Annotated in this window: 16 protein-coding genes, 2 tRNA genes and 2 pseudogenes; 9 read left to right on the forward strand and 11 right to left on the reverse strand. The window is 69.5% G+C overall.

Annotated elements, in window-relative coordinates:
• Window positions 1-17: 17 nt before the first annotated feature.
• From ACFYO2_RS28130 to ACFYO2_RS28140, 3 genes are all read right to left on the reverse strand, one after another.
• Window positions 18-623 (reverse strand): ATP-dependent Clp protease proteolytic subunit, encoded by a 606-nt coding sequence (locus ACFYO2_RS28130; protein WP_307680063.1) that lies wholly within the window; start codon window positions 621-623, stop codon window positions 18-20.
• A gap of 360 nt (window positions 624-983) precedes the next feature.
• Window positions 984-2,399 carry a trigger factor gene (gene tig / locus ACFYO2_RS28135; protein ID WP_388354633.1) on the reverse strand — a complete coding sequence of 472 codons (1,416 nt, stop codon included), beginning with the start codon at window positions 2,397-2,399 and terminating at the stop codon, window positions 984-986.
• A 209-nt stretch (window positions 2,400-2,608) separates the two neighbouring features.
• Window positions 2,609-2,685 (reverse strand) — tRNA-Pro (locus ACFYO2_RS28140).
• Window positions 2,686-2,847: 162 nt separating this feature from the next.
• Between ACFYO2_RS28140 and ACFYO2_RS28145 the strand changes: the two genes are divergently transcribed.
• Window positions 2,848-2,918 (forward strand) — tRNA-Gly (locus ACFYO2_RS28145).
• A 130-nt stretch (window positions 2,919-3,048) separates the two neighbouring features.
• On the opposite strand, the gene ACFYO2_RS28150 is transcribed toward ACFYO2_RS28145, so the two are convergent.
• The gene (locus ACFYO2_RS28150) at window positions 3,049-3,243 is read right to left on the reverse strand and encodes a hypothetical protein (protein ID WP_190035304.1); all 195 of its coding nucleotides are present in this window, start codon (window positions 3,241-3,243) and stop codon (window positions 3,049-3,051) included.
• Window positions 3,244-3,755: 512 nt separating this feature from the next.
• Between ACFYO2_RS28150 and ACFYO2_RS28155 the strand changes: the two genes are divergently transcribed.
• Window positions 3,756-4,940 (forward strand): acyltransferase family protein, encoded by a 1,185-nt coding sequence (locus tag ACFYO2_RS28155; RefSeq protein ID WP_388354637.1) that lies wholly within the window; start codon window positions 3,756-3,758, stop codon window positions 4,938-4,940.
• Between the two features lie 237 nt (window positions 4,941-5,177).
• Here the strand turns inward: ACFYO2_RS28155 and ACFYO2_RS28160 are convergent, their stop codons facing one another.
• The 3 genes and pseudogenes from ACFYO2_RS28160 to ACFYO2_RS28170 form a co-directional block, all read right to left on the reverse strand.
• A complete protein-coding gene (locus tag ACFYO2_RS28160) occupies window positions 5,178-5,621 on the reverse strand; it encodes an HD domain-containing protein (protein ID WP_388354640.1) in 444 nt (147 codons plus the stop codon).
• Window positions 5,622-5,839: 218 nt separating this feature from the next.
• Window positions 5,840-6,450 (reverse strand): annotated as a pseudogene (locus tag ACFYO2_RS28165) (aminoglycoside adenylyltransferase domain-containing protein).
• 130 nt (window positions 6,451-6,580) lie between these two features.
• On the reverse strand, window positions 6,581-7,768 hold the full coding sequence (locus ACFYO2_RS28170; RefSeq protein ID WP_388354644.1) for a PP2C family protein-serine/threonine phosphatase: 1,188 nt from the start codon (window positions 7,766-7,768) through the stop codon (window positions 6,581-6,583).
• Window positions 7,769-7,930: 162 nt separating this feature from the next.
• On the opposite strand from ACFYO2_RS28170, the gene ACFYO2_RS28175 reads away from it, so the two are divergent.
• Window positions 7,931-9,160: a GNAT family N-acetyltransferase gene (locus ACFYO2_RS28175; RefSeq protein ID WP_388354647.1), complete on the forward strand. Its 1,230-nt coding sequence runs from the start codon at window positions 7,931-7,933 to the stop codon at window positions 9,158-9,160.
• 37 nt (window positions 9,161-9,197) lie between these two features.
• On the opposite strand, the gene ACFYO2_RS28180 is transcribed toward ACFYO2_RS28175, so the two are convergent.
• On the reverse strand, window positions 9,198-10,007 hold the full coding sequence (locus ACFYO2_RS28180; RefSeq protein ID WP_388354649.1) for an Fpg/Nei family DNA glycosylase: 810 nt from the start codon (window positions 10,005-10,007) through the stop codon (window positions 9,198-9,200).
• 164 nt (window positions 10,008-10,171) lie between these two features.
• Complete coding sequence (locus ACFYO2_RS28185; RefSeq protein ID WP_388354652.1) at window positions 10,172-10,657, reverse strand: ribose-5-phosphate isomerase; 486 nt, start codon at window positions 10,655-10,657, stop codon at window positions 10,172-10,174.
• Between the two features lie 230 nt (window positions 10,658-10,887).
• Here ACFYO2_RS28185 and ACFYO2_RS28190 point away from each other — a divergent pair, with 230 nt between their 5' ends.
• The 3 genes and pseudogenes from ACFYO2_RS28190 to ACFYO2_RS28200 form a co-directional block, all read left to right on the forward strand.
• Entirely contained in the window at window positions 10,888-12,327 is a 1,440-nt protein-coding gene (locus ACFYO2_RS28190; RefSeq protein WP_388354655.1) for an amino acid permease, read from the forward strand.
• A gap of 1,114 nt (window positions 12,328-13,441) precedes the next feature.
• Window positions 13,442-15,211 carry a group II intron reverse transcriptase/maturase gene (gene ltrA / locus ACFYO2_RS28195; protein ID WP_388354658.1) on the forward strand — a complete coding sequence of 590 codons (1,770 nt, stop codon included), beginning with the start codon at window positions 13,442-13,444 and terminating at the stop codon, window positions 15,209-15,211.
• 84 nt (window positions 15,212-15,295) lie between these two features.
• A pseudogene (locus ACFYO2_RS28200) lies at window positions 15,296-16,393 on the forward strand (RNA-guided endonuclease InsQ/TnpB family protein); the annotation flags it as partial.
• A gap of 35 nt (window positions 16,394-16,428) precedes the next feature.
• Here ACFYO2_RS28200 and ACFYO2_RS28205 read toward each other — a convergent pair.
• Window positions 16,429-18,501 carry a protein kinase gene (locus tag ACFYO2_RS28205; protein ID WP_388354661.1) on the reverse strand — a complete coding sequence of 691 codons (2,073 nt, stop codon included), beginning with the start codon at window positions 18,499-18,501 and terminating at the stop codon, window positions 16,429-16,431.
• Between the two features lie 249 nt (window positions 18,502-18,750).
• Here ACFYO2_RS28205 and ACFYO2_RS28210 point away from each other — a divergent pair, with 249 nt between their 5' ends.
• Window positions 18,751-19,473 (forward strand): LPXTG cell wall anchor domain-containing protein, encoded by a 723-nt coding sequence (locus ACFYO2_RS28210; RefSeq protein ID WP_388354800.1) that lies wholly within the window; start codon window positions 18,751-18,753, stop codon window positions 19,471-19,473.
• A gap of 63 nt (window positions 19,474-19,536) precedes the next feature.
• Entirely contained in the window at window positions 19,537-20,877 is a 1,341-nt protein-coding gene (locus ACFYO2_RS28215; RefSeq protein ID WP_388354664.1) for an FAD-binding oxidoreductase, read from the forward strand.
• Here ACFYO2_RS28215 and ACFYO2_RS28220 read toward each other — a convergent pair.
• Window positions 20,867-21,442 carry a biotin transporter BioY gene (locus ACFYO2_RS28220; protein WP_388354667.1) on the reverse strand — a complete coding sequence of 192 codons (576 nt, stop codon included), beginning with the start codon at window positions 21,440-21,442 and terminating at the stop codon, window positions 20,867-20,869. The genes ACFYO2_RS28215 and ACFYO2_RS28220 overlap by 11 nt on opposite strands.
• Before the next feature lie 469 nt (window positions 21,443-21,911).
• Between ACFYO2_RS28220 and ACFYO2_RS28225 the strand changes: the two genes are divergently transcribed.
• Window positions 21,912-23,144, forward strand: coding sequence for an ROK family protein (locus ACFYO2_RS28225; RefSeq protein ID WP_388354669.1), 1,233 nt, complete (start codon window positions 21,912-21,914; stop codon window positions 23,142-23,144).
• Window positions 23,145-23,184: the final 40 nt, after the last annotated feature.

Raw genomic sequence — 23,184 nt, forward strand, 5'->3', positions numbered from 1 at the left:
GGGGCGTGCAAGGGGCCTCAGGCCCCGGTGCCGCCGCCGCCCGGCATGTTGGCGGCCGTGGTGATGACCTCGTCGATGAGGCCGTAGTCCCTGGCCTCGGCGGCGTCGAACCAGCGGTCCCGGTCGGAGTCGCGGGTGATCTGCTCGATGGTCTGGCCGGTGTGGAAGGACGTCAGCTCGGCCATGCGCTTCTTGGTGTGCAGCAGCCGCTCGGCGTGGATCTTGATGTCCGAGGCCGAGCCGGCGAGGCCGGCGGACGGCTGGTGGATCAGGATCTCGGCGTTCGGCAGCGCGAAGCGCTTGCCGGGGGTGCCGGCGCTGAGCAGGAACTGGCCCATGGAGGCGGCGAGGCCCATGGCGATCGTCACCACGTCGTTCTTGATGTACTGCATGGTGTCGTAGATCGCCATGCCGGCCGTGATCGAGCCGCCGGGGCTGTTGATGTAGAGGTAGATGTCCTTGTCGGGGTCGGCGGCAAGGAGCAGCAGCTGTGCGGTGATCTTGTTGGCGATGTCGTCGTCGACCGCCTGGCCGAGGAAGATGATCCGCTCGCCGAGCAGCCGGTTGTAGACCTGGTCGCCGAGGCCACCACCGATTGAGGGGTCGCCGGCGGCGGAGGGCATCAGATTCGTCACGTATCCACCTGCTCGTCTTACGACGGCGCCGGGCCGTCTCACGTTTCCCTGCGGGGCTGGAGCCGTTTCGGGGACTCCCCTGCCCTCGTATTCATGGACCCTAACGCGCTGGTCCCTCCGGAGAATCCCGGAGAAGAGACTGTTCGCTGTCAGCGCATGTCGCTCCGCCGGGTGGGGCGGGTTCTGCGCCGTGGGTCCATCGGCCGGTCGGCGGGTGCGGGTCCGCTGTGGCTCGTCGCGCAGTTCCCCGCGCCCCTTTGCGGCGTTGTCCAGCCGTACGCCGACAGGCCCCGGGGAGCGTGATCCTCCCCGGGGCCTGTCGTACGGGCGTCAGTCGCGCCGTGGGCGTCAGCCCTCGGTCTTCTCGGCCTCGGCCTCGGTGGTGGCCTCGGCCGCCGCCTCGCCGTCGGTCTCGGCCTCGGGCGCCTCGGTGGTGGCCTCGTCGGCCTCCTCCTCGTCCTCGAGGTCGATGATCTCACCGTTGGTGTCCTTGACCGTGGCCTTCTCGACCACGACGGCCAGGGCCTTGCCGCGGGCGACCTCGCCGACGAGGAGCGGAACCTGGCCGCCCTCGACGACCGCCTGGGCGAACTGGTCCGGGGACATGCCGGAGGAGGCCGCGCGCCGCATGAGGTGCTCGGTGAGCTCCTCCTGGTTGACGTTGAGCTTCTCCTGCTTGACGAGCTCGTCGAGGACGAACTGCGTCTTGATCCCCTTGACCGCGGCTTCCTTGGTCTCGGCGTCGAACTCCTCGACCGTCTTGCCCTGGATCTCGAGGTACTTCTCGAAGTCGAGGCCCATCTGGCCGAGCTGGTGGTGCTCGAGGTTGTGCTTGCGGGTGTTGATCTCGTCCTCGAGCAGCTTCTCGGGGACCGGGACCTCGACCAGCTCGAGCAGCTTCTCCAGGACGCGCTCCTGGGCCTGCGTGGCCTGGTCGTACTGCTTCATGTTCTCGAGGCGCTTGCGGCTGTCGGCCTTGAGCTCTTCGAGGGTGTCGAACTCGGACGCGAGCTGCGCGAAATCGTCGTCCAGCTCGGGCAGTTCGCGGGCGGCGACCTGGGTGACCTTGACGGTGACCTCGGCCTCCTTGCCGGCCGCCGAGCCGCCCTTGAGCTCGGAGGTGAAGGTGGCCTCGCCACCGGCCTCCAGGCCCTTCACGGCGTCGTCGATGCCTTCCAGCAGCTCACCGGAGCCGATCGTGTAGGAGACGCCGCTGGCGACGCCGTCCTCCAGGATCTCGCCGTCGACCTTGGCCTCCAGGTCGATGGTGACGACGTCGCCGTCCTCGGCGGCCCGCTCGACGGGGGACGTCGAGGCGAAGCGCTCGCGGAGCTGCTCGACCGACTTGTCGATGTCCTCCTCGGTGACCTCGACGGCGTCGACCTCGACCTCGATGCCGGAGAAGTCCGGGATCTCGATGGCCGGGCGGACGTCGACCTCGGCGGTGAAGTTCAGCGTCTCGCCGTCCTTCAGCTCGGTGATGTCGACCTCGGGCTGGCCGAGGACGTCGATCTCCGCCTCGTTGACCGCCTCGGTGTAGAACTTCGGAAGCGCGTCGTTGACCGCCTCCTCCAGGACCGCACCGCGGCCGAACCGCTGGTCGATGACGCGCGCCGGGATCTTGCCCTTCCGGAAGCCCTTCACCGTGACCTGCTGGTTGATCTTCTTGTACGCCGCGTCGAGGCTGTCCTTGAGCTCCTCGAAGGGCACCTCGATGCTGAGCCGAACCCGAGTCGGGTTCAGGGTCTCCACGGCGCTCTTCACGGTTCGGTCTCCTTGGGGGCTGACTTCTTGGTTTCTGCCGGAGCCAGACCGGCCCCGGCGGATTCGCCGCCCGGAGGACTTCCAGAGGAGAGAGACACACGGGCGTGCAGCTTGCATAGTAACGGCAGCGGCGACACGTCCCAAAGGCGATCACGTCGGGTGGTCACACGAGGTGACCGTGGGGTGACCGGTGATGGCCGGCCGGTACATGGTCGGGGTGGCGGGATTTGAACCCACGGCCTTCCGCTCCCAAAGCGGACGCGCTACCAAGCTGCGCCACACCCCGTCGGTGCGACACGTAGGGTACATGCCCGCAGGCAGCGGAGTCGCCGCATTTCGCGAGCGCGCGTCCGGCACCCGGGTGCGCGGGAACGCGGTGTGCGACGAAGGGGGACGACCCGCTACGATGCCTCCAGTGCCGCGGTCACTGACCTGCGGCGCGCGCTGTGCGGGCGTAGCTCAATGGTAGAGCACTAGTCTTCCAAACTAGCTACGCGGGTTCGATTCCCGTCGCCCGCTCCGAACAGGCCTCCGGCCCGGTCCTTACGAGGATCGGGCCGGAGGCCTTTGTGCTGTCCGGGGGTGTCGTGCGAGGTCTGCGGCGGCTGCGCGGCGGCGGACCATGCGGGCGCGCCTGGAGGACAGGGCCCTAGAACTGGATCGAGTTGATGGTCTCCGCTATCGAGTTCAGGAACCGCTGGATGTCGTCGGCCATGCCGGTCGAGGCGAGGAAGAAGCCGAAGAGCACCGCGACGACGGCGGGGCCGGCCTTGATGGAGCCTCCCCGGATCAACACCACCAGGATGATCGCCAACAGCAGCACCACTGACAGAGAAATGGCCACAACTGATCACACCCTTGGTCGGTCCGCTCTCCCGGCCCGGGGACGCGACCGTGCGCACCCCCGCCAGAACCATCGTGCCACCAATGAGGCCCGCATATGCGGCGCGTGACTGAACGTTGGCCACTTCCGTGCCCGGAGCCGCCCGCGGCCGGGCGGGCGGGCGGATCAACTCGGCTCGTCCGCACAGTAATTCGACCCTGCACCCACACGGGAAATCGGACGAGTTCGTTTCCGCGTCCACACAACGTGTTCGCAGGTAATTCGAATTGAGGCCACAAAAGACGCCAACCGCCCTGGGAGCAGGCCCTCAAAGGCGTCTTATGCCCTACTTAGTCAGGATGAATGGCGACAAGAAGGTCCCATGTGGGGCACTCGGTTGAACTCTGAACGTGTGTCGGTCATCACGTCGGCGGTGACGTCAACTACGGGATATCCCGGGCACTCGCAGGCATTAGCCAGGAATGACATGGAGGGTTTTACGAAAACCCACAGCCAAGGCTAGGGTGCCTCAGATGTTCCACGCCGTCTCGTCCCCCTCAAGCGCAGTGCCGAGTCCGCGTTCGCCGCAGAACGCCCGCCCCGCCGCGGGCGACAAGCCCGCCCCAACCGGCGACAAACCCGGCAAACAGCGCGACGCGTTCTTCGACAACGCCAAGTACCTGGCGATCGTGCTGGTGGCCATCGGCCACTCCTGGGAGCCCCTCAAGGGCGACAGCCGGATCCTGGAGGGTCTGTACACGGCCGTGTACGCCTTCCACATGCCGGCGTTCATCGTCATCTCCGGCTTTTTCTCGCGCAGTTTCGACATGCGCGCCGACCGGCTGCAACGGCTCATCACCGGCGTCGTCGTGCCGTACGTCCTCTTCGAGACCGCGTACTCGCTCTTCAACCGCTATGTCGGCGACACGCCGGACCAGGACATCAGCCTGCTGGATCCCTGGTACCTGACCTGGTTCCTGATCGCGCTGTTCATCTGGCGGCTGACCACGCCGATCTGGAAGCTGGTGCGGTGGCCGCTGCCGCTGGCGCTCGCCATCGCCATGCTGGCGTCCGTCACCCCGGAGATCGGCGACGACCTGGACCTCCAGCGGGTGCTGCAGTTCCTGCCGTTCTTCGTGCTCGGCCTGATGATGAAGCCCGAGCACTTCCGGCTGGTGCGCCGGCGTTCGGTGCGGATCCTGGCGGTGCCGGTGTTCGCCTGTGCGGTGGTCGTCGGCTGGTGGTCGGTGCCGCGTATGAACACCGGGTGGTTCTACCACCGCGACTCCGCGCAGGAGTTGGGCGCGCCCTGGTGGACCGGGCCGGTCATGGTCCTCGCCCTGTTCGGCTGCTCACTGCTGCTGACCGCCTGCTTCTTCTCCTGGGTGCCGGGCCGGAAGATGTGGTTCACCTCGCTCGGCGCGGGCACGCTGTTCGGCTATCTGCTGCACGGCTTCCTGGTCAAGGCCGGCGACTACGCGGGCTGGTTCGACCACCCCTGGCTGCACCGGCCGCTCGGCGAGATCTTCGTGAGCGTCTGCGCGGGCGTCGCCGTCACCGTGCTGTGCACCGCGCCGGTGCGCCGCGTCTTCCGGTTCGCCATGGAGCCGAAGATGGAGTGGGCCTTCAAGCCGGATGCCACCGAGGCGGCCCGCGGCCGCGAGCAACGCGAGAAGACCCCCGTACGGGAACGGGAGAAGGTCACGGCGGCGAGCTGAGACAACACCCGAGCCCCCCACTGCCGAGCAGTGGGGGGCTCGGTCATTCCCGAGCGACCGGGCTACTCGCCCTTCAGGTGTCTCATCAGGCGCTCCAAGGCCTGCCGGCCCGACAGGTCCGACGGGTCGCCCGGCAGCGGTAGTACAGCGCGGGACGGGTCCTCGGGCCCGACTCCAGCAGCTGACTGTCGTAGTCCCGTGCCATTCATTCGTCCTGGGGAGGGGTGTGCCCGAGGGTCAGTCGCCCGGGGCGAGACCGAGACGGTGCCGCATGGCGGCGTACTTCTGCCTGAGCCGCCGGGCGGTGTGCTCGTCTAGTACGGCGAGACGGCCCGGGTCGGCGTTGTGCGCGAGGTCGGCCGCCTTGACGAGCCGGGCGCCGGGGGTGGCCAGGATCCGGGACGCGTACGCCTCCTGGTCCTCGTCCGGCCGCTTGGTCATCGCCCGTACGACGTCCTTGGTGCGCTGTGGAACCGCGGCGGCGTCGAGCCAGTCCTCACTGAGCACTCCGTCCTCCAGGGCGTCGTGCAGCCAGGCGGCGGCGACGAGTTCCTCACCGCCACCCCGGGCACGCACTCCCTCGGCGACGGCCGACAGATGCTCGGCGTACGGCCGTCCGGCCTTGTCCGTCTGCCCGGCGTGCGCGGCACGGGCGACGGCCTCGACCTCGCTGAGACTCATCTCCGCCCCGGTCCCGGGCGGCCTCTCCTGCGGCATGTGGATCCCCCCTACTTCGCTTGCGCAACATAAGACATCAACGCGCCACCCGTACAGCCGGGGTACGGCCGTCTCTCGCGGCGGGTTGAGGGTGCGCGGCCGTGGAGGGGCCCGGGTGGACCTGGGGTTGCTCGGTGGGTGGGGGCGTCGGCCAGGAGCCGCTCCTCGGCGGAGAGGCGGTCTCAGGCGGGCGCCGACCGACCGATCTCGGTGAGCACCGTGTCCGCGTAGGGACGTACCTGCGCTCTCAGCTCCTGGCTCCGGTTCTCCTCGGAGTAACGGCAGTTGAGATACAGCGCTCTGGCGTGTTCCAGTACCGGGCGCCGATCCGGGGGAAGCCGGACGAGGGCCCAGTCGGCCGCGGCGCCATGGACCTGATCTCACCGGTGGCGAGCGTGGTCCAGATGCGCGCCAGGGTCAGCACGACGTTGCGGGTGTCGCTCTCCAGGTCGTCGAGCAGGCCCGGGATACCCGACACACTGGCCCGGACCAAGTCCGCATACCGGACGCGATCCAGGACCCGCGCCGGCGGCGGAACGCTGACGGCGCGGTTGCCGGAGAGCACCATGGTGATCAGCAGCGCCAGATCCGGCATCGGCCCCGGCAGAGGGGGCCGACCTGCCTCGAACTCCTTTTCCTGACCGTTCATGCTCCGCCGTGAGACCACAAAGATGTCCACATCACTGGCCGGCTTGAGGCCGCCGAGCACCCAGGACCCCTGCACATACGCCCCGATGGGCTCGGACCCCAGCACGGAGCCGGCCAGGCCCACGATCTTCCGCAACTGGTCCATCACACCAGCGTGGCACCGCGGCTCGCGTGGCGGCACCTGTCTCGTATCGCTACTCGGGTGAGGTCGTCTGCGACTTCGACGCGGGAGTCGCCCTGCTCATCGTCGAGCGGCCTCGTGGGGACAAGACAACTCAGTGAGGGGACGACGCGGCCGCCGCCGTCGGGCCCTCGCGGCAGATCAGCAGCAGCGCCCGGTCGTCGTTGACGTCCTTCGCCACCGCCTCGATGAGGTGCCACGCGGCTCCGTGGAAGCCGCCGGCGACATAGCGGTCGGCCTCGCCGGTGAGGCGGTCGATGCCCTCCACGATGTCGCGGTCGGACGTCTCCACCAAACCGTCCGTGAACAGCATCAACACGTCCCCCGGGCGCAGCGAGCCCTTCACGGGGTCGAACTGCGCACCGTCGTACACACCTAGGAGCGGGCCCTCGGCGGCCTTCTCCTCCCAGCGGCCGCTGCCCGCGCTGAGCTGCAACCCCGGCGGGTGGCCCGCGGAGTACAGCTCGTAGTCTCCCGAGTCCAGGTCCAAAACCAGGTGGATCGAGGTCGCGAAGCCCTCGTCCCAGTCCTGGCGGAGCAGGTAGCCGTTCGCCGCCGGCAGGAACGCGTGCGGGGGGAGCGAGCCGAGCAGGCCGCCGAAGGCTCCCGACAGGAGCAGCGCGCGCGAACCCGCGTCCATGCCCTTGCCGGACACGTCGGTCAGGACGACCTCCATCGTGCGGCCGCCGTTCGTGCGGGCCGCGACAACGAAGTCACCGGAGAACGACTGGCCGCCCGCCGGGCGCAGCGCCATCTCCCGGTGCCAGCCCTGTGGCAGCTGCGGCAACTTGCTCTGGACGCGGATGCGTTCGCGCAGGTCGAAGAGCATGGTGCCGCCACGCCGCCAGGGCACGCCGACCCGGCTGCGGAACTGGGCGATGAGGAGACCGAAGAACCCGCAGGCGGCGACCACCAGGACCACGCCCGGGGTGACCCGGGACGGGCCCTCCGTGTACGGGCCCAGCTGCACCGACTCCACGATCAGCGCGGTCGCCGCCGCCGCGTACAGGCCGAGCAGGCTCGCCGGGCGCAGCAGCAGGCCGCCGGCGACGATCGGCAGGACCAGCGCGGCCGGTGAGCACCACACCGAGTTGGCCAGTGTGGTGGCCGCGATCACGGGAACGGTGATGAGCAGACCGGCCAGCGCGACCCAGTCCGAGCCGTCGCCGCGGAAGTAGTCGACGGCACTTCTGCGCAGGCCGACGCGAGCCCGGTGCCACTGCATCTTCAACCGGGCCGTGAACGTCTCGGCTTCCGCGCGCCGCTCTCGTCCTGCTGCCATTAGTTCGGGACCCTATCCATCGGACCAGGTGCTTGGCACGGGAGGTCCCACTTCTCCCCCGTCCGAGGCTCGACTTCACAGTGAACTTCACAGAACGCCATCGTGGCGCCATCAAGGCGAAATTCCCTGGCCCGTCCCGCAATGCCCTGGTAGGCATGGTTCATGGGGACTGACGTGCGGGTACTGCAGCGGGACGACTGGGACCAGTGGTACGACAAGCTGATCCGCGCCTTCGGCGGGGTTCCGGAGTCGTCCGAGGAGCGGGAGGTGTGGCGCTCGCTCACCGAGACCGACCGTTCCCTCGGCGTCTGGGACGGTGACGTGTGCGTGGGCACGGCGGGGGCGTTCAGCTTCCGGCTGACCGTGCCGGGTGGCGCCTCGGTGCCGGCGGCCGGCGTGACCATGGTCAGCGTGGCCGCCACGCACCGGCGGCGCGGCGTGCTGCGTTCCATGATGCGTCGGCAGCTGGACGACGTACGGGAATGGGGCGAGCCGCTGGCCGTCCTGACGGCCTCGGAGCCCGAGATCTACGGCCGGTTCGGGTACGGCGCGGCGACCCACTGCGTGAACATCGAGGTCGACACCACGCGCGTACGGCTGTCCGTGCCGCCCGGCACCGATGACGTACGGCTGCGGTACGCCGCCCCCGCCGACGTCCTCGACGCGTGCGAGGCGGTGTACGCGCGCAAGGTGCCCGGGCGGCCGGGGATGGTGGCGCGGCAGCCCGGGTGGGAGCGGGTCGGGGTGCTCGACCCGGAGAGCGGCCGGGGCGGGGCGTCACCGCTGCAGTGCGTGGTGGCCGAGCGGGGTGGCGAGGTCGTGGGGTACGCGCGCTTCCGGATCAGGCCGGAGTGGGAGACCGCCGGGCCCAAGAGCGTGGTGGTCCTGCGGGACACGGAAGCGCTGGACGCGGCGGCGCATGCCGCGCTGTGGCGCTTCCTGTTCGGGATCGACCTGACGTCGACGCTGACCGCGCTGGGACGGCCGTCGGACGAGCCGTGGCTGTCCATGGTGTCCGACATCCGGCGGTGCGGGCTGCGGGTGCGGGATTCGTTGTACGTCCGGCTGGTGGACGTCGGCGCCGCGCTCGAGGCGCGGACCTATCAGGCGCCGGTGGATGTGGTGTTCGACGTGGAGGACGCCTTCTGCCCCTGGAACGCGGGGCGTTGGCGGCTCACCGGTGACGCGAAGGGCGCCTCGTGCGCTCGTACGACGGATGCGGCCGATCTCGCCTTGTCGGTACGGGAGTTGGGGGCGGCGTACCTCGGAGGGGTGAGCCTGGCGTCGTTGGGCGCGGCCGGACGGGTGCGGGAGCTGCGGCAGGGGGTGCTGGCGGAGGCGGCCGTGGGGTTCGGGTCGGTGGTCGCGCCCTGGCTGCCGCACGGGTTCTAGGCCGGCGTAAGGGTGTGGGCGTGGTTCCAGGCCGGCCTCAGGGCTTCTGGCAGGTCGGGCACCAGAAGAGGTTGCGGGCGGCGAGATCGGCGGTGCGGATCTCGCCACCACAGATGAGGCAGGGCAGGTTGGCCCTGCGGTACACGTAGACCTCGCCGCCGTGGTCGTCGACGCGCGGCGGGCGGCCCATCGCCTCCGGGGTGTGTTCCGGGCGGACGGTGTCGATGCGGTTGTTGCGGACGCCCTCACGCATGAGGTCGGCGAGGTCCTGCCAGATCGCGTCCCACTCGGCGGGGGTGACGCTGTTGCCGGTGCGGTACGGGTCGATGCGGTGCCGGAAGAGGACCTCGGCGCGGTAGACGTTGCCGACGCCCGCGACGACCTTCTGGTCCATGAGCAGGGCGGCGATCGTCGTACGGCTGCGGGAGACGCGCCGGTACGCGGCCTTCGGGTCGGCGTCCTCACGGAGGGGGTCGGGGCCGAGGCGGCCGTGTATCGCGCCCTTCTCGCTGTCCGTGATCAGCGCGCAGGTCGTCGGGCCGCGGAGATCGACGTACGACGTGCTGTTCGCGAGCCGGAGACGGACGGTGTCCGTGGGTCGGGGTGCGGGGGCGGGGCCGAAGGTGACCTTGCCGAAGAGGCCGAGGTGGATATGAATCCACTCGCCGGCGCGGAAGCCCAGGAAGAGGTGCTTGCCGTGGGCCTCGGTGGCGGTGAGTTCCGTACCGGTGAGGAGGGCGGCGGAGTCGGTGAACTTGCCCTGGGGACTGGTCACCTGCGGTGCGGTGCGGAGAAACGCGGCGGCGTAGTCCTGAGCCAACCGGTGAATGGTGTGCCCCTCCGGCACGGTGCGGTTCCTTTCCCAACCCCTGGGGCTCCGCCCCAGACCCCGCCAGGGGCTCCGGCCCCTGGACCCCTGGCCTGTGCCCACCCTCCCCCACGCTCGGCTGCGCTCGCGCGGGGGGGGGGACCCCCATCCCGACTCGGTGGGTCACCAACGAGCCGTAGCGCCTACTGCTGCGGGTGGTGTGCCGGGATCGGCGGCAGGTCGCCCGTCGTCTCGTAGTCGGCCAGCATCTCGATGCGGCGCATGTGGCGCTCGTCACCCGAGAACGGCGTGTTCAGGAAGGTCTCGACGAACTTCGTCGCCTCCTCCTGGGTGTGCATGCGCGCGCCCACCGCGACGACGTTGGCATTGTTGTGCTGGCGGCCGAGGGAGGCCGTCTCCTCGCTCCAGGCGAGGGCCGAGCGCACGCCCTTCACCTTGTTCGCGGCGATCTGCTCGCCGTTGCCGGAGCCGCCGATGACGACGCCGAGGGCGTCGGGGTCCGCGGCCGTCCGCTCGGCGGCGCGGAGGCAGAACGGCGGGTAGTCGTCCTGGGCGTCGTAGATGTGGGGTCCGCAGTCGACCGGGTCGTGGCCCGCCGCCCTGAGCCACTCGACGAGGTGGTTCTTGAGTTCGAAGCCGGCATGGTCGGAGCCGAGATACACGCGCATGGGACGAGTGTGACACGGGCGTTTCCGGGCAGCAGCTCGGGGGGCCAACCCGGAAAACTGTGGGCAACACTACAGAACCTCAGGAAAAGCTCAAGTAACGATCCGGAATCAAAGGTTCACCAATCCCTTTACCTCCGATTCACTGGACCGACCCGTACGCCGCTCGTACGGGAACCCGCACCACCCCCGTGCGGGAAGAGCTCACCCGGCGCAAAGGAATCCCCCCTCCTATGACCTCGCAGCCGACCCTTCCCAAGACTGGTCACGACCCCGGAGTCCCCGGCGAACCCGGCGGCGACCTCCAGGCAGGCCTCAAGAACCGTCATCTCTCGATGATCGCCATCGGCGGTGTCATCGGGGCCGGACTCTTCGTCGGATCCAGCTCCGGCATCGCCACCGCGGGCCCCGGCATCCTCCTGTCGTACGCGCTCGTCGGCACGCTCGTGGTGCTGGTGATGCGGATGCTCGGCGAGATGTCCGCCGCCAACCCGACCTCGGGTTCGTTCTCCGCGCACGCCGACCGGGCGCTCGGGCCGTGGGCCGGGTTCTCCATCGGCTGGCTGTACTGGTTCTTCTGGGTGGTCGTCCTCGCGGTGGAGGCCACCGCCGGGGCCAAGATCCTCGAAGGGTGGATTCCCGCCGTACCGCAGTGGGGGTGGGCCCTCATCGTGATGGTGGTCCTCACCGCGACCAACCTCGTGTCCGTCGGTTCCTACGGCGAGTTCGAGTTCTGGTTCGCCGGGATCAAGGTCGTGGCGATCGGCGCGTTCATCGTCGTCGGCGGGCTCGCCGTCTTCGGCGTGCTGCCCGGCGCCGGCAGCGACCAGGCGGGGCTCGGCAACCTCACCGACCACGGCGGCTTCCTGCCCAACGGGCCCGGCGCCATCCTCACCGGTGTGCTGCTCGTCGTCTTCTCCTTCATGGGCAGCGAGATCGCGACCCTCGCGGCCGGCGAGTCCGAGGACCCGCAGCGGGCCGTGACGAAGTCGACCAACAGCATCATCTGGCGGATCGGCGTCTTCTACCTCGGCTCGATCTTCGTCGTCGTGACGCTGCTGCCGTGGGACGCCAAGTCCATCCAGGACGACGGCTCCTATGTCGCCGCCCTCGACTCCCTCGGCATCGCGCACGCCGGTCAGATCATGAACTTCATCGTGCTGACGTCGGTGCTGTCCTGTCTCAACTCGGGGCTCTACACGGCCTCCCGCATGGCCTTCTCGCTCGGCCGACGCGGTGACGCGCCGAAGGCGTTCGCGCGGGTCAACAGCCGGGGCGTGCCGATGGCGGCGATCCTCGCGTCGGTCGTGTTCGGCTTTGTCGCCGTCTTCTTCAACTACCTCTCCCCGGACAAGATCTTCCTCTTCCTGGTCAACTCCAGTGGTGCGGTCGCCCTGTTCGTGTGGCTGGTGATCTGTTTCTCGCAGCTGCGGATGCGGAAGATCATCCAGGCCGAGGCGCCGGAGAAGCTGGTCGTGAAGATGTGGCTGTACCCGTACCTGACCTGGGCCACGGCCGCGCTGATCGTCTTCGTCCTCGGCTACATGCTGACCGACACCGAGCACGACGGCCGCGAGACCGTGTTGCTGTCGCTGCTCGTCGCGGCGGGCGTGATCGTCATCGCCTTCGCGAAGGAGAAGGTCAAGGGCGGGCGCGAGCTCACGAAGGTCTGATCGCCCCGTACGAGAGAGGAGGCGTACGGCACGTGCCGTACGCCCCCTTCGGCGTCCCTCTCACCGCACCGTTCACAGCACGATTCACCTGTTTCTTGCGTGGAGGCCCCGGCGTTCACGCCGGGGAGGAATCGCATCCGGGGTCGCGACGCGGAGCGTCGCCGCGTCCGGTTCAGGGCGCGGAGCGCCCGTACCGCTGTCAGCACCGCCGAGGTGACGCGAACACTTGTGCCTGTGGTCGCTGGTCGGGGTGATGGCCGGGGGATCGGGGGGCGCGTGTGCGGCTGTCGTACGTATGGTCGTTCGGAGGGTTCGGGGCGGCACAGTGTCCCGGCCGGGGCCGTGAGGGGGCGGGATGGCGCAGGTGGGGGTGGCTGCGGAGGGCGGGCATGCCCGGTACACCTACCGGCTGCGCCTGCCGTCCGCTGCCCGCACCGCCCTGGCGGGGGAGTGGGGCCGGTGCCGCTGGGTGTGGAACGGTGCGACACGAGGTCGCTCCTATCAAGTGGGGGCAGCTTTCAGAGAGAAAGCTCAAGGGTTGCCTCCCTGACAAGTGTCTGGATGTCAGTCCCCAGGTCCGCATGCGTCGCTGGTAACGGCGGGGTGTGAAGCCGGGCCGGAAAGCCCAAGAATTCCCGAACCGTCCGGGAATCACAGGCGAGGGGAAGACTGGGATGGGCGAGCACGTGCGAATCCCCGGCAATGCCTCGTGAACCCAACGGCCAGGAGACGGAAAGAGGCACTGGCTGACAGGCCCTCGGCGTGGAGAAACGCCAGGTGATCCCTCCGGACGTTCCTGAGGGGAGTCGGACACCACCGGGCCCGGGGTATAGGGGACGCCCTGCTCAGTCGAATCTTGAGGGAGCGGAACGTGGGAACCCCGATGTGGTCTGCCAACCGGCAGTAGGTGGCCGTAAGGGAAGCCGATGCCACAGCGGGAACAGGATGGTCCAAGAAGCGAATGCCGACAGGCCGAAAGGCCGGGGGAAACTGTGGATGCCAACTCTGGGACGCCACATATAACCCGTCGGATACGGGCGGATGCCCGACCTGAAAGGGAGCTGACGTGGACTGGGTGGAACTTTGAAGAGCAGGTGGGGAGGGACCCGAACCGATGGGCAAGTTGGACGCCGCACCGGCCGCAACGGCCACCGTGGCGAACGGACCTGAGGACGGTCCGGCTCTGGACTGGCACAGCATCGACTGGGCTTGCGAGGAGCAGAACGTACGGCGACTCCGCCAGCGAATCTTCAAGGCGTCGCAGGAAGGGGATCTGGCCAAGGTCCGCAACCTGCAAAAGCTCATGCTGCGGTCGAGGAGCAACACGCTGGTCAGCGTGAGGCGAGTCACGCAGCGGAGCTCCGGCCGTAAGACCGCCGGGATCGATGGGAAGGTCGTCCTGACCCCGAAAGGGCGAGCCTCGCTCGCTCAGGAGATTCAGGAGAAGCCCGAACGCGGTCCCGTTCCGGTCAAACGGGTGTACATCCCGAAGAGCAATGGAAAGCAGCGGCCACTCGGAATCCCGGTGATCAGGGACCGTGTCAATCAGGCGCGGGTCAAGAACGCCCTGGAGCCGGAATGGGAGGCCCGCTTCGAACCTCGATCCTACGGGTTCCGCCCGGGAAGGAGCTGCCACGATGCCGTGGAAAGCATCTTCTCGGTGGTGGGGCAGAAGACCGCGGTTCGGACATGGGTTCTGGACGCGGACCTCTCGGCGGCCTTCGATCGGATCCACCACGGCAGGATGATGCAATCCGTCGGACTGTTTCCCGCCAGGGACGCAGTCTGGGGATGGCTGAAGGCCGGCGTGATGGAAAAGGGAAGATGGGCGCCTACGGAGGAAGGCACCCCGCAAGGGGGCGTGATCAGTCCACTGTTGCTGAACATCGCGCTGCACGGGATGGAGCAAGCCGCAGGGGCGGGATGGCTGCGCAGCGGAGCTGCAAAGCCAGGCACCCCGGTCCTGATTCGGTACGCCGACGACTTCGTAGTGCTCACGTACTCGGAGGAGGAAGCGGAGGAGGTCAGGCGGAAACTGGCCGGGTGGCTGGAGCCCCGAGGGCTCCGGTTCAACGCGGACAAGACCCGAATCGTCCACCTGGAGGAAGGTTTTGACTTCCTGGGGTTCAACGTCAGGAAGATGAAACGCAAGACCATCATCACACCGAGCAAGGAAGCGGAAAGGAGAATCCGGGAAAGGCTGCGGAACGAGATGAAAGCCTTGCAAGGGGCGAACGCCGCAGCGGTACGGAGAACGCTCGCGCCGATCGTGCGCGGGTGGGCGACGTACTACCGGGGGGTGGTGTCCAGCAAGATGTTCAAGACGCTGGATGACTACGTCTGGAAACTCACCTACAAGTGGGCCACCAGACGCCACCCCAACAAGCCGAAGAACTGGGTCATCGCCCGGTACTACGGCAAGTTCAACAAGTCGCGGGCGGATAAGTGGGTGTTCGGCGATCCGGTCACCGGTGCCTACCTCTACAAGTTCGCCTGGACCCCCATCGTCCGGCACGTCAAAGTGAAGGGCGGGGCGTCCACGGACGATCCGTCCCTCACCGAGTACTGGACGAACCGGCGCCGCAAGAAGACGCCTCCCGTCATGGACAAGACCAGCCTGTATCTGGCGTTCCGTCAGCAGGGGCTGTGTCCGATCTGTGGCGGGGCCCTGATCACCGGAGCCGAATACGAGCCGGACAATCCACGAGAGTGGATTGAATGGTTCGAAGCGGTTGCGAGGAGGCTGCACAGGCACCACTTCGCATACCGGCGAGACGGGGGCGGGGACGACAAGAGCAATCTCCGGCTCGTACACGCCGATTGTCACCGTCAGCATCATGAAGCCGATGACAAGCGGACCGGACGAAAGACCAGACGCCCATAGGGTTCTGCTTGAGCCGTGTGCCGGGAAACCGGCATGCACGGTTCTGAGGGGGCCGGGGCCCGGCGACGGGCTCCGGCTACCCGACAATGCGTCGCCAAGGCCAGGGCCGTGCACCTGCACAACAAGTCCACCGGCCAGAAGGCCACGTGCGGCCCGGCTCAGCTCGACAGGATGCTGACCGAAGCCCGCGCCCGTACGCCATGGCTGCGTGAGGGCTCATCGGTTCCCCAGCAGCAGATCATCCGCGACTTCGGCCGCTCCCGCGCCAAGGCGCACAAGGACATCACAGAGCGCCTGCCCATGGCGCGCCGGGCCGGGATGCCCACGTACAAGAAGAAGCGCGAGGCACTGCCGAGCCTCAACTACACCAAGCGCGGGTTCCGGTTGAAGGACGGCCGGCTGCACCTGGCGGGCGGCATCGTCGTGGCGATGGTGTGGTCGAGGGAACTGCCGGCCGAGCCTTCCTCGGTGCGCGTGTACCAGGACAGCCTTGGGCACTGGTACTGCTCGTTCGTCGTCCCTGCCCAGGTTCAGCCTCTGCCGGAGACCGGCCACGCACTCGGCGTCGACTGGGGCGTGAAGGAGACCGCGACCACCACCTCCGACGCGCACGATCTGCCGCATCCCGAGTACGGCAAGAAGGCTCAGACCAAGCTGACGCGGTACGACCGGATGATGGCCCGACGCAAGCCGAAGAAGGGACAACCGGCATCGAAGGGCTACCGCGAGGCGAAGAAACTGCGGGCGAAGGCATATAAAAAGGTCGCCAGGCAGCGTGAGGATACCGGCCGCAAGTGGGCCAAGGAGGTGGTCCGCGATCATGACACCATCGCTGTCGAGGACTTCCGCCCGAAGTTCCTCGCCAAGACCACCATGGCCCGCAAGGCCGCTGACGCCGCCATCGGCGCCACCAAGACCGCTCTGATAGAGATGGGCCGCAAGCACGGGCGGGACATCCGCCTCGTGCACCCCGCGTACACCACGATGGACTGCGCGCACTGCGATGCGAGAGCCAAGCACGCACTGCCGCTGGGGGAGCGCACCTACACCTGCACCGCGTGCGGAACCGTGTCCCCACGGGACAAGAACTCCGCAAGCGTGATGCTCGTCCGGGCTGGTCTCAACCCGGCTGGTGCTGATGGCGGAAGACCTCCTGGAGCGCTGCTCCAGGAGGCGGCCTGAGCCAGGAATCCCCTTCCCTTCTGGGAGGGGAGGATTCAAAGCACCGTGAAGCTGTCCCTCACCCTGTCGTACGTCTTGAGGGCCTGGCTCTCGATGTCCGGCTGGTACCAGGTGTTGATCTGGTACGACTTTCCGTCCTCGTTGAAGCCCAGCAGCCGGGCGTGCCAGGGGACGCCCTCCAGGGTGAAGGTGTACTCCCAGACGACCGCGGGGTTGCCGCGGAACGTCGTCTCCTCCAGGCGGATCTTCCGGTAGTTCCTGCCCTGGTGGGCGTTCTGTTCCGAGGTCCGCCAGGTCTCCATCAGGTCGCCGCGGGCGAGGGAGGACTTGGCGGCGAGCTCCTGTTTCCCGTCCGGGGACGTGTAGTGCACCTCGGCGCCCGTCTTGATGTCCCGCCGCCAGCCGGCCGGTGTCGCCCACGCGAACCCGCCCGCCTCCCGGTGCGCGCCCGGCGGCAGGCTCTGCGGCCTCGACGTGCCCTCGACGGTGGGGGACGGGCTGTCGCTCGGGGTGGTGGACGGGGACGCTGGGGAGGAGACCGACGCGGACCCTCCCGCCCGGTCGTCGTCCGGCGAGCCGCTCGTCGCCGCCAGGACGATCGCGACGACCGCGCCCGCGGTGACCACGCCCACGGCGGTGATCAGGCCCGTACGACGTCCCGCGCGCCGCCTGCGCCGGGGGTCCGCCGGGACGGCGGGGCCGGGCAGTTCGCCGGGCGGCATGGGGAGGGGGGTGGCCGGGACGGGGGCGCGGCGGCGTTCGGTCTCCGCCCGGGCGCGGACGAGTGAGACGCCGGTGACGGTGGTGGCGTCGGCCACCCTGCGGGGCGCGGTGGGGGCAGCGGAGGTGGCTGCTCCGGCCGGGGTGGCCGCTTCGGCGCCTGCGGAGTTGCCGGACGGGGTCTCGGAGCGGGTCTCCGAGCGCAGTTCGGACGCCGCTTCGGTGGAGGCGCCGGCGGGCTGGGGAGCGGGTTCCGGTGCCCGTTCGGGTGCCGGCTCGGCTTCGGGGTCGGGGTCGGGGTGGCGTTCCGGCGGCGGTACGGGGGCGAGCCCCGGGCGCGATGCGGGCGTCCTGGGGTCCCGCACCGTGCGCAGATGCCGGGTGTTGACGAAGGGGGGTGTGGGCGAGTCCTGAGGTGCCTGTGGGGGGAGCGGGGTCGCGTCCTGGACGTCCGGCACCTCCGGGTCGGGCGTCGGCTCGGACGGGTCGGGCGCCGACGCCGACGCCGGCTGCGGCTGCGGCTGCGGCTCACCCTCCTCGCCCCGTCCCTCGGCCAACTCCTCTTTCCGCCCCGCCTCCTGAGGAACGGCGCCGGCTTCTCCCCCGCCCACCGGGACGGTCCGCAGCGTCGGCGGCGCCGGATACGCGAGCGGCCGTAGGGACGCCTCCAGCTCCTCGAGCCCCGGCCGTACCGTCGGGTCCTTCTCCAGCAGGGCCGCCAGGATGTCCCGCAACGGGCCCTCCGTCGCGGGGAGTTCGGGCTCCTCGTACAGGACCGCGTGCAGGGTCGCCAGTGTCGTGTCGCGGGAGAACGGGGAGCGGCCGCCCAGGGCCGCGCACAGGGTCGCGCCGAGGGACCACACGTCGGACGGCGGGCCCTGCGGGCGGCCGGAGACGCGCTCGGGGGCCATGTAGTCGGGCGAACCGACCAGCATGCCGACCATCGTGAGCGCCTTGGCGTCCTGGATCGCGGCGATGCCGAAGTCGGTGAGGACGATGCGCCGAGCGCCGTTCTCCACCAGGACGTTGCCGGGTTTGATGTCCCGGTGCAGGACACCCCGGTCGTGCACTTGGCGCAGTGCCTCCACCAGGCCGAGTCCGAGCTGCGCGGTCTCGCGCGGGCCGAGCGGGCCGTCCTCCGCCATGATGCGTTCGAGGGAGCGGCCGGCGACCAACTCCATGACGATCCAGAGGCGTTCGCCCTCGTCCACGACGTCGTACACGCGCACGACGTTGGGGTGGTCGATCCGGGCGGTGGCCCGGGCCTCGCGCAGGGTGCGTTCGCGGCGGGTGCGGGCGTCCTCGGCGTCCAGGCCGTCGATGCGCATCTCCTTGACGGCGACCTGCCGGTCGAGTATTTCGTCGGCGGCTCGCCACACCCGCCCCATTCCCCCTTGGCCGATACTTTCGACCAGGCGATAGCGCCCTGTCACCAAGAGCCCTGGAACTCCACCGCTCCTCGCATTCCCCGCGTTCCCCATATTCCCCGGCAATCCGCTGCACCCCCCTCAATGCCTTCCGGACGTTCCCGACTGGAACACAATGGTCACACTTCGCGCCGCACCTGCATAGTGCGGAGAAATCTTGTGGTACCTCTTCAAGTACTGCGAATTCAGGCGCAGCCAAGGGGGACGAACATGAGTTCTCGTCGTGCGACGACCATCGCGGGATCGCTGGTCACGGCATCTTTCGCGGCCGTGGTGATCCTTTCCGGAACCGCCGGTGCGGATGACCAGGGACCCGGAAGCAGCAAAGGGGGAAAGGCCGTTGACGAGGCGCCGGCGGGCGTGAAGCTGACCACCCTGCTGCCCGAGAAGATCTCGGTCGACAACAGCTCACAGCAAACCGACCTCACCGCCACGGTGAAGAACGAGGGGACGAAGGACAGCGGCAAGATCAGGCTTTTGGTCGTCGGTTTCGACGGCCTTTCGGTCAAGGGCGTTCAAGGATGCTCTCCGATTGACGAAAAGGATCTGCCGGAAGGCTCGAACAGCGGCTTCGCCTGCCCCATCGACAATCTCGCGGCCGGTCGGTCGAAGTCGTACGCCGTCGACGCGACGTTCGATCTCGGCAAGACCGGAAAGATCTGTCTGCCGGTGCAGACCAGCGACGGAAAGAAGACGTACTGGCAGCAGGGACCGGTTCCGTTCGGTACGACGAACCCGTCGCCGAACGCCCCGGCCACCCCGCTGCTGCTCGGCACCGACAACAAGCCGGTCGGGCCGGGTGGCGACGAACTGCCGAAGACCGGTTTCGAGCGTGACGTCCTGCCGCTGGGGGCGGCCGGGGCGGCGCTGATGGCGGCCGGTGCGGCGGGGCTGTGGTGGTCGCAGCGGCGGCCGAGGCAGCTGGAGAACTGAGGCCTGCGACGAGGCGGCATAACGTGACGGCACCTGTCAGGTTATGCCGCCATCATCGGCCGCATGAGCTTCCCGAACTCTCCTACCGACATCGCGGACCTGCCCGTTCTCCGCCCCGGCGACCCCGGCTACGACGCCGAACTCGCAGGTTTCCAGACCGGTTTCGTGCAACGCCCCGCCCTCGTGGTCGCCGCCCGCTCCCCCGCCGAGGTGGTCGCCGCCGTGCGGTACGCGGCGGACCGGAACCTGCCGGTCGGCGTCCAGGCCACCGGGCACGGGCTGCCCGGTGCCTCGGAGGGTGGCGTCCTCATCACGACCGGGCGCATGGACGCGGTCCACATCGACCCCAACGCCCGTACCGTCCGACTGCAGGCCGGCGTCCGCTGGGGCGAGGTCGTAGCGGCCGCCGAGCCGTACGGACTGGCGCCCCTCAACGGTTCCGCCCCGTCCGTCGGTGCCGTCTCCTACACGCTGGGCGGCGGACTGGGCATCCTGGCCCGCGAGTTCGGCTACGCCGCCGACCATGTGCGCGCCCTCGACGTCGTCACCGGCGACGGTGACGTGCGGCACGTGACCCGCGAGTCCGACCCCGACCTGTACTGGGCCCTGCTCGGCGGCGGACCCGTCGTCGCGCTCGGCGTCGTCACGGAGCTGGAGACCGGCCTCGTCCCCGTCCGCACCCTCTACGGCGGCTCGCTCGTCTTCGACGGCCGCGAGGTCGATCCGGCGGCCGTGCTGCGGGCGTACGAGGAGTGGACGCGGACCGTGCCCGACGGGCTGACCTCGTCCTTCGCCGCCGTACCGTATCCGGACCTACCGGCGTTGCCGCCGCACCTGCGCGGGCGGTACGTCCTGTCCGTGCGGGTCGCCCACACCGGAGCCGACGGCGACGAACTCGTCGCCCCGCTGCGGAAGACCGGGCCGGTGCTCGCCGACTCGCTGCGTGAGATGCCGTACGCCGAGAGCCGTACCATCCACAGCGACCCGGACTTCCCCCACGCGTACTACGGGGACAGCGCGGTGCTGAGTGAGCTGGACCTCGACAGGGCCGCCGAGTTGCTCGCGCGTACGGGGCCGGACGCCGGCGCCATGTGTGTCGTCCAGGTCAATCATCTGGGCGGGGCACTGGCGCGACCCGCGCCGAACTCGGTGCCGTATCGCGAAGGGCGTTTCCTGGTGCGGTTGTTGGCGATGGGGGATCGCGAGGAGGTCCGCCGGATCCTGGATCCCGCCTTCGCGCTGCTCGCGCCCGTCACCCTCGGGCGGGCGGTCAACTTCGCGTTCGGGGCGGGCGACCGGAGCGAGGGCCTGTACGACGCGGAAACGCGAAAGAGGCTCGCCGGGATGAAGTCACGGTACGACCCGGCGAACCTCTTCCGGAACGGCTACCGGGTCAGCGCTTGACGAGCTTCCAGGCGGAGGGCAGCAGGCCCATGGCCAGGGCCGCCTTCACGGCGTCGCCGATCAGGAACGGCGTCAGGCCGGCCGCGATCGCGGCGGACACCGAGAGGTCGGCCGCGTAGGCGAGGTACGGGACGCCGACGGCGTAGATGATCGCCTCGCCCACCAGCATCGTGCCCGCCATGCGGAGCATCGAGCGGTCGGCGCCGCGGCGGGCCAGGGCGCCGACGGCGGCGGAGGCGAGCAGCATGCCGAGGATGTAGCCGAAGGAGACGGAGACTCCGGAGGTGCCGCCCGCGAACCACGGCACACCGGCGAGACCGGCCAGCGCGTACAGCACGAGCGCGGAGAGGCCGCGGCTCGCGCCGAGCGTCGTGCCGACCAGCAGCGCGGCGAAGGTCTGGCCGGTCACCGGCACCGGGGAGCCCGGCACGGGCACCGCGATCTGGGCGGCCAGGCCGGTGAGCGCGGCGCCGCCGACCACGAGGGCCGCGTCCCGGACACGGGAGACGGGGAGCAGGTCGGCGAGGACCTGCCCCGGGCGGGCGGGGGCGGCAGCGGTGCTCATGGGGACTCCGCGGGCTGAAGGGCACAGGGGACACGGTGACGCTATCCCAGCGCCCTCGCGCCGATCACCGTCAGCGCCCGACAAAGGGGGGAACGCGGACTTGGTGGGCTCCGGACAAAGGATGGCAGTTACACCGGCTACGGGGGTGATGCCGGTCACTGAGGTGAAGGGGTGCGGGATACGGGGAGGCGGCGGGCGGGATCTGTCGGGTCCCGCCAATGGGACGCGCGGCGTGGACACCCGCCGTCTCGCCCGTCGGTCGCCGTCTGGGCAGCGCGGGACCGTTTTGCTAGCTTCGGGCGCATGGTTGCCCAAGCCCGGAACTTCTCGTCGCGTCGCCACGTCGACCTGCGACGCGTGGGCACGGCCGTCTGTCGCCGCCGGTAGGTCGGGGCGGACGGAGCGGATCCGGTGCGCCTCGACTCATGAGTCGGCGCACTGTCGGACCCGTTCCCGAGGATGAATTCCCATGCCCCGTACCGCGGCACCACACGCTCCTGCCTCTTCTGGCTCTCCGCCTCCCGTCTCTTCGATTCCGCGCGCCGCCGATCCCGACCGGCGCCGGACCAGTGCGAGTGTCGTGCTGCGCTCCGTGCTGGAGCACGGGCCGGTCGCGCGCAGCACCATCGCCCGGCTGACCGGGCTGTCCCCGGCGTCGGTGACCGACTACTGCGCCCGCTTCGCGCGGGCCGGTCTGATCCGTGAGGCCGCCGCGCCGCGGCAGTCCAAGGGTGTGGGCCGGCCACATGTGCCGGTCGACCTCGACGACTCGCGGTTCGTTGTGGGCGGCGTCCATGTGGCCGTCCCCTACACGACGGTCGCGCTCCTGGACCTGCGTGGCCGGGTGGTCGCCGAGCGGCGGCTGAAGCACCCGGCCGGGGCTGTCGAGCCCGGGCAGGTGCTGCCCCGGGCCGCCGACGGGCTGGCCGCGCTGCTCGAGGAGGCTCCGGAGTGCCGGCCGCTGGGTGTCGGTGTGGCCGTCGGCGGCTGGGTGGACCGGGACTCCGGGACCGTGGTCGCGCACCCGCTGCTGGACTGGCGGAATGTGCCGGTGCGCGATGTGGTCGGCGCACACACCGGGCTGCCGGTCCATGTGGACGGACATGCGCGGGCGTTGGTCAACGCGGAGCGCCTGTTCGGGCGGGCACGCGGCAGCCGGAGCGTGCTGCACCTGTTCGTCGGCAACGTGGTCGACGCGGCGTTCGCCACCCACGACGAGGTGCACCACGGGCCGCGCAGCCAGGCGGGCGCCATCGCGCATCTGCCGGTGCCGGGCGGCACGGAGGTCTGCGAGTGCGGGCGCACCGGCTGCCTCCAGGCCGAGTTGAGCGAGCGCACCCTGTGCCGGCGGGCACGGGAGGCGGGTGTCACCGACGGCGTGAACCCGATGCACGTGGTCGCCGCGGCGGCCGACGGCGACCCGGCCGCCGCAGGGCTGTTGGTGGACCGTGCGCGTCGGGTCGGGCGGGCGGTCGGGCTGCTGCTCGACGTGCTCAATCCGGAGACCGTCGTCGTCACCGAGATCGGCGTCCTGCATCGGGAGGACTGCCTTTCCGCGCTGCGGGACGAGGTCGGGGCGGAGCGGGCGGCGGCCGTCGTACCGACGAGTTTCGCGGATTCCGTGCTTGCCGTGGCGGGTGGATCGGTCGCTCTGGACGTGCTCTACCGGGATCCGCTGGGCGTTTCACCTGAGCGGAATTAATTCAGAAATGCGGAATGTTGACAGGCCCCGTCCGAGGGAA

Origin of the sequence: Streptomyces sp. NPDC006602, assembly GCF_042870385.1 — a bacterium.
GTDB lineage: Bacteria > Actinomycetota > Actinomycetes > Streptomycetales > Streptomycetaceae > Streptomyces.

Coding starts and splice junctions, on each gene's coding strand:
- ACFYO2_RS28130 (WP_307680063.1), bottom strand. CDS start 623: ATGCCCTCCGCCGCCGGCGACCCCTCAATCGGTGGTGGCCTCGGCGAC.
- ACFYO2_RS28155 (WP_388354637.1), top strand. CDS start 3,756: ATGTTCCACGCCGTCTCGTCCCCCTCAAGCGCAGTGCCGAGTCCGCGT.
- ACFYO2_RS28160 (WP_388354640.1), bottom strand. CDS start 5,621: ATGAGTCTCAGCGAGGTCGAGGCCGTCGCCCGTGCCGCGCACGCCGGG.
- ACFYO2_RS28170 (WP_388354644.1), bottom strand. CDS start 7,768: ATGGCAGCAGGACGAGAGCGGCGCGCGGAAGCCGAGACGTTCACGGCC.
- ACFYO2_RS28175 (WP_388354647.1), top strand. CDS start 7,931: ATGGGGACTGACGTGCGGGTACTGCAGCGGGACGACTGGGACCAGTGG.
- ACFYO2_RS28185 (WP_388354652.1), bottom strand. CDS start 10,657: ATGCGCGTGTATCTCGGCTCCGACCATGCCGGCTTCGAACTCAAGAAC.
- ACFYO2_RS28190 (WP_388354655.1), top strand. CDS start 10,888: ATGACCTCGCAGCCGACCCTTCCCAAGACTGGTCACGACCCCGGAGTC.
- ltrA (WP_388354658.1), top strand. CDS start 13,442: ATGGGCAAGTTGGACGCCGCACCGGCCGCAACGGCCACCGTGGCGAAC.
- ACFYO2_RS28205 (WP_388354661.1), bottom strand. CDS start 18,501: ATGGGGCGGGTGTGGCGAGCCGCCGACGAAATACTCGACCGGCAGGTC.
- ACFYO2_RS28210 (WP_388354800.1), top strand. CDS start 18,751: ATGAGTTCTCGTCGTGCGACGACCATCGCGGGATCGCTGGTCACGGCA.
- ACFYO2_RS28215 (WP_388354664.1), top strand. CDS start 19,537: ATGAGCTTCCCGAACTCTCCTACCGACATCGCGGACCTGCCCGTTCTC.
- ACFYO2_RS28220 (WP_388354667.1), bottom strand. CDS start 21,442: ATGAGCACCGCTGCCGCCCCCGCCCGCCCGGGGCAGGTCCTCGCCGAC.
- ACFYO2_RS28225 (WP_388354669.1), top strand. CDS start 21,912: ATGCCCCGTACCGCGGCACCACACGCTCCTGCCTCTTCTGGCTCTCCG.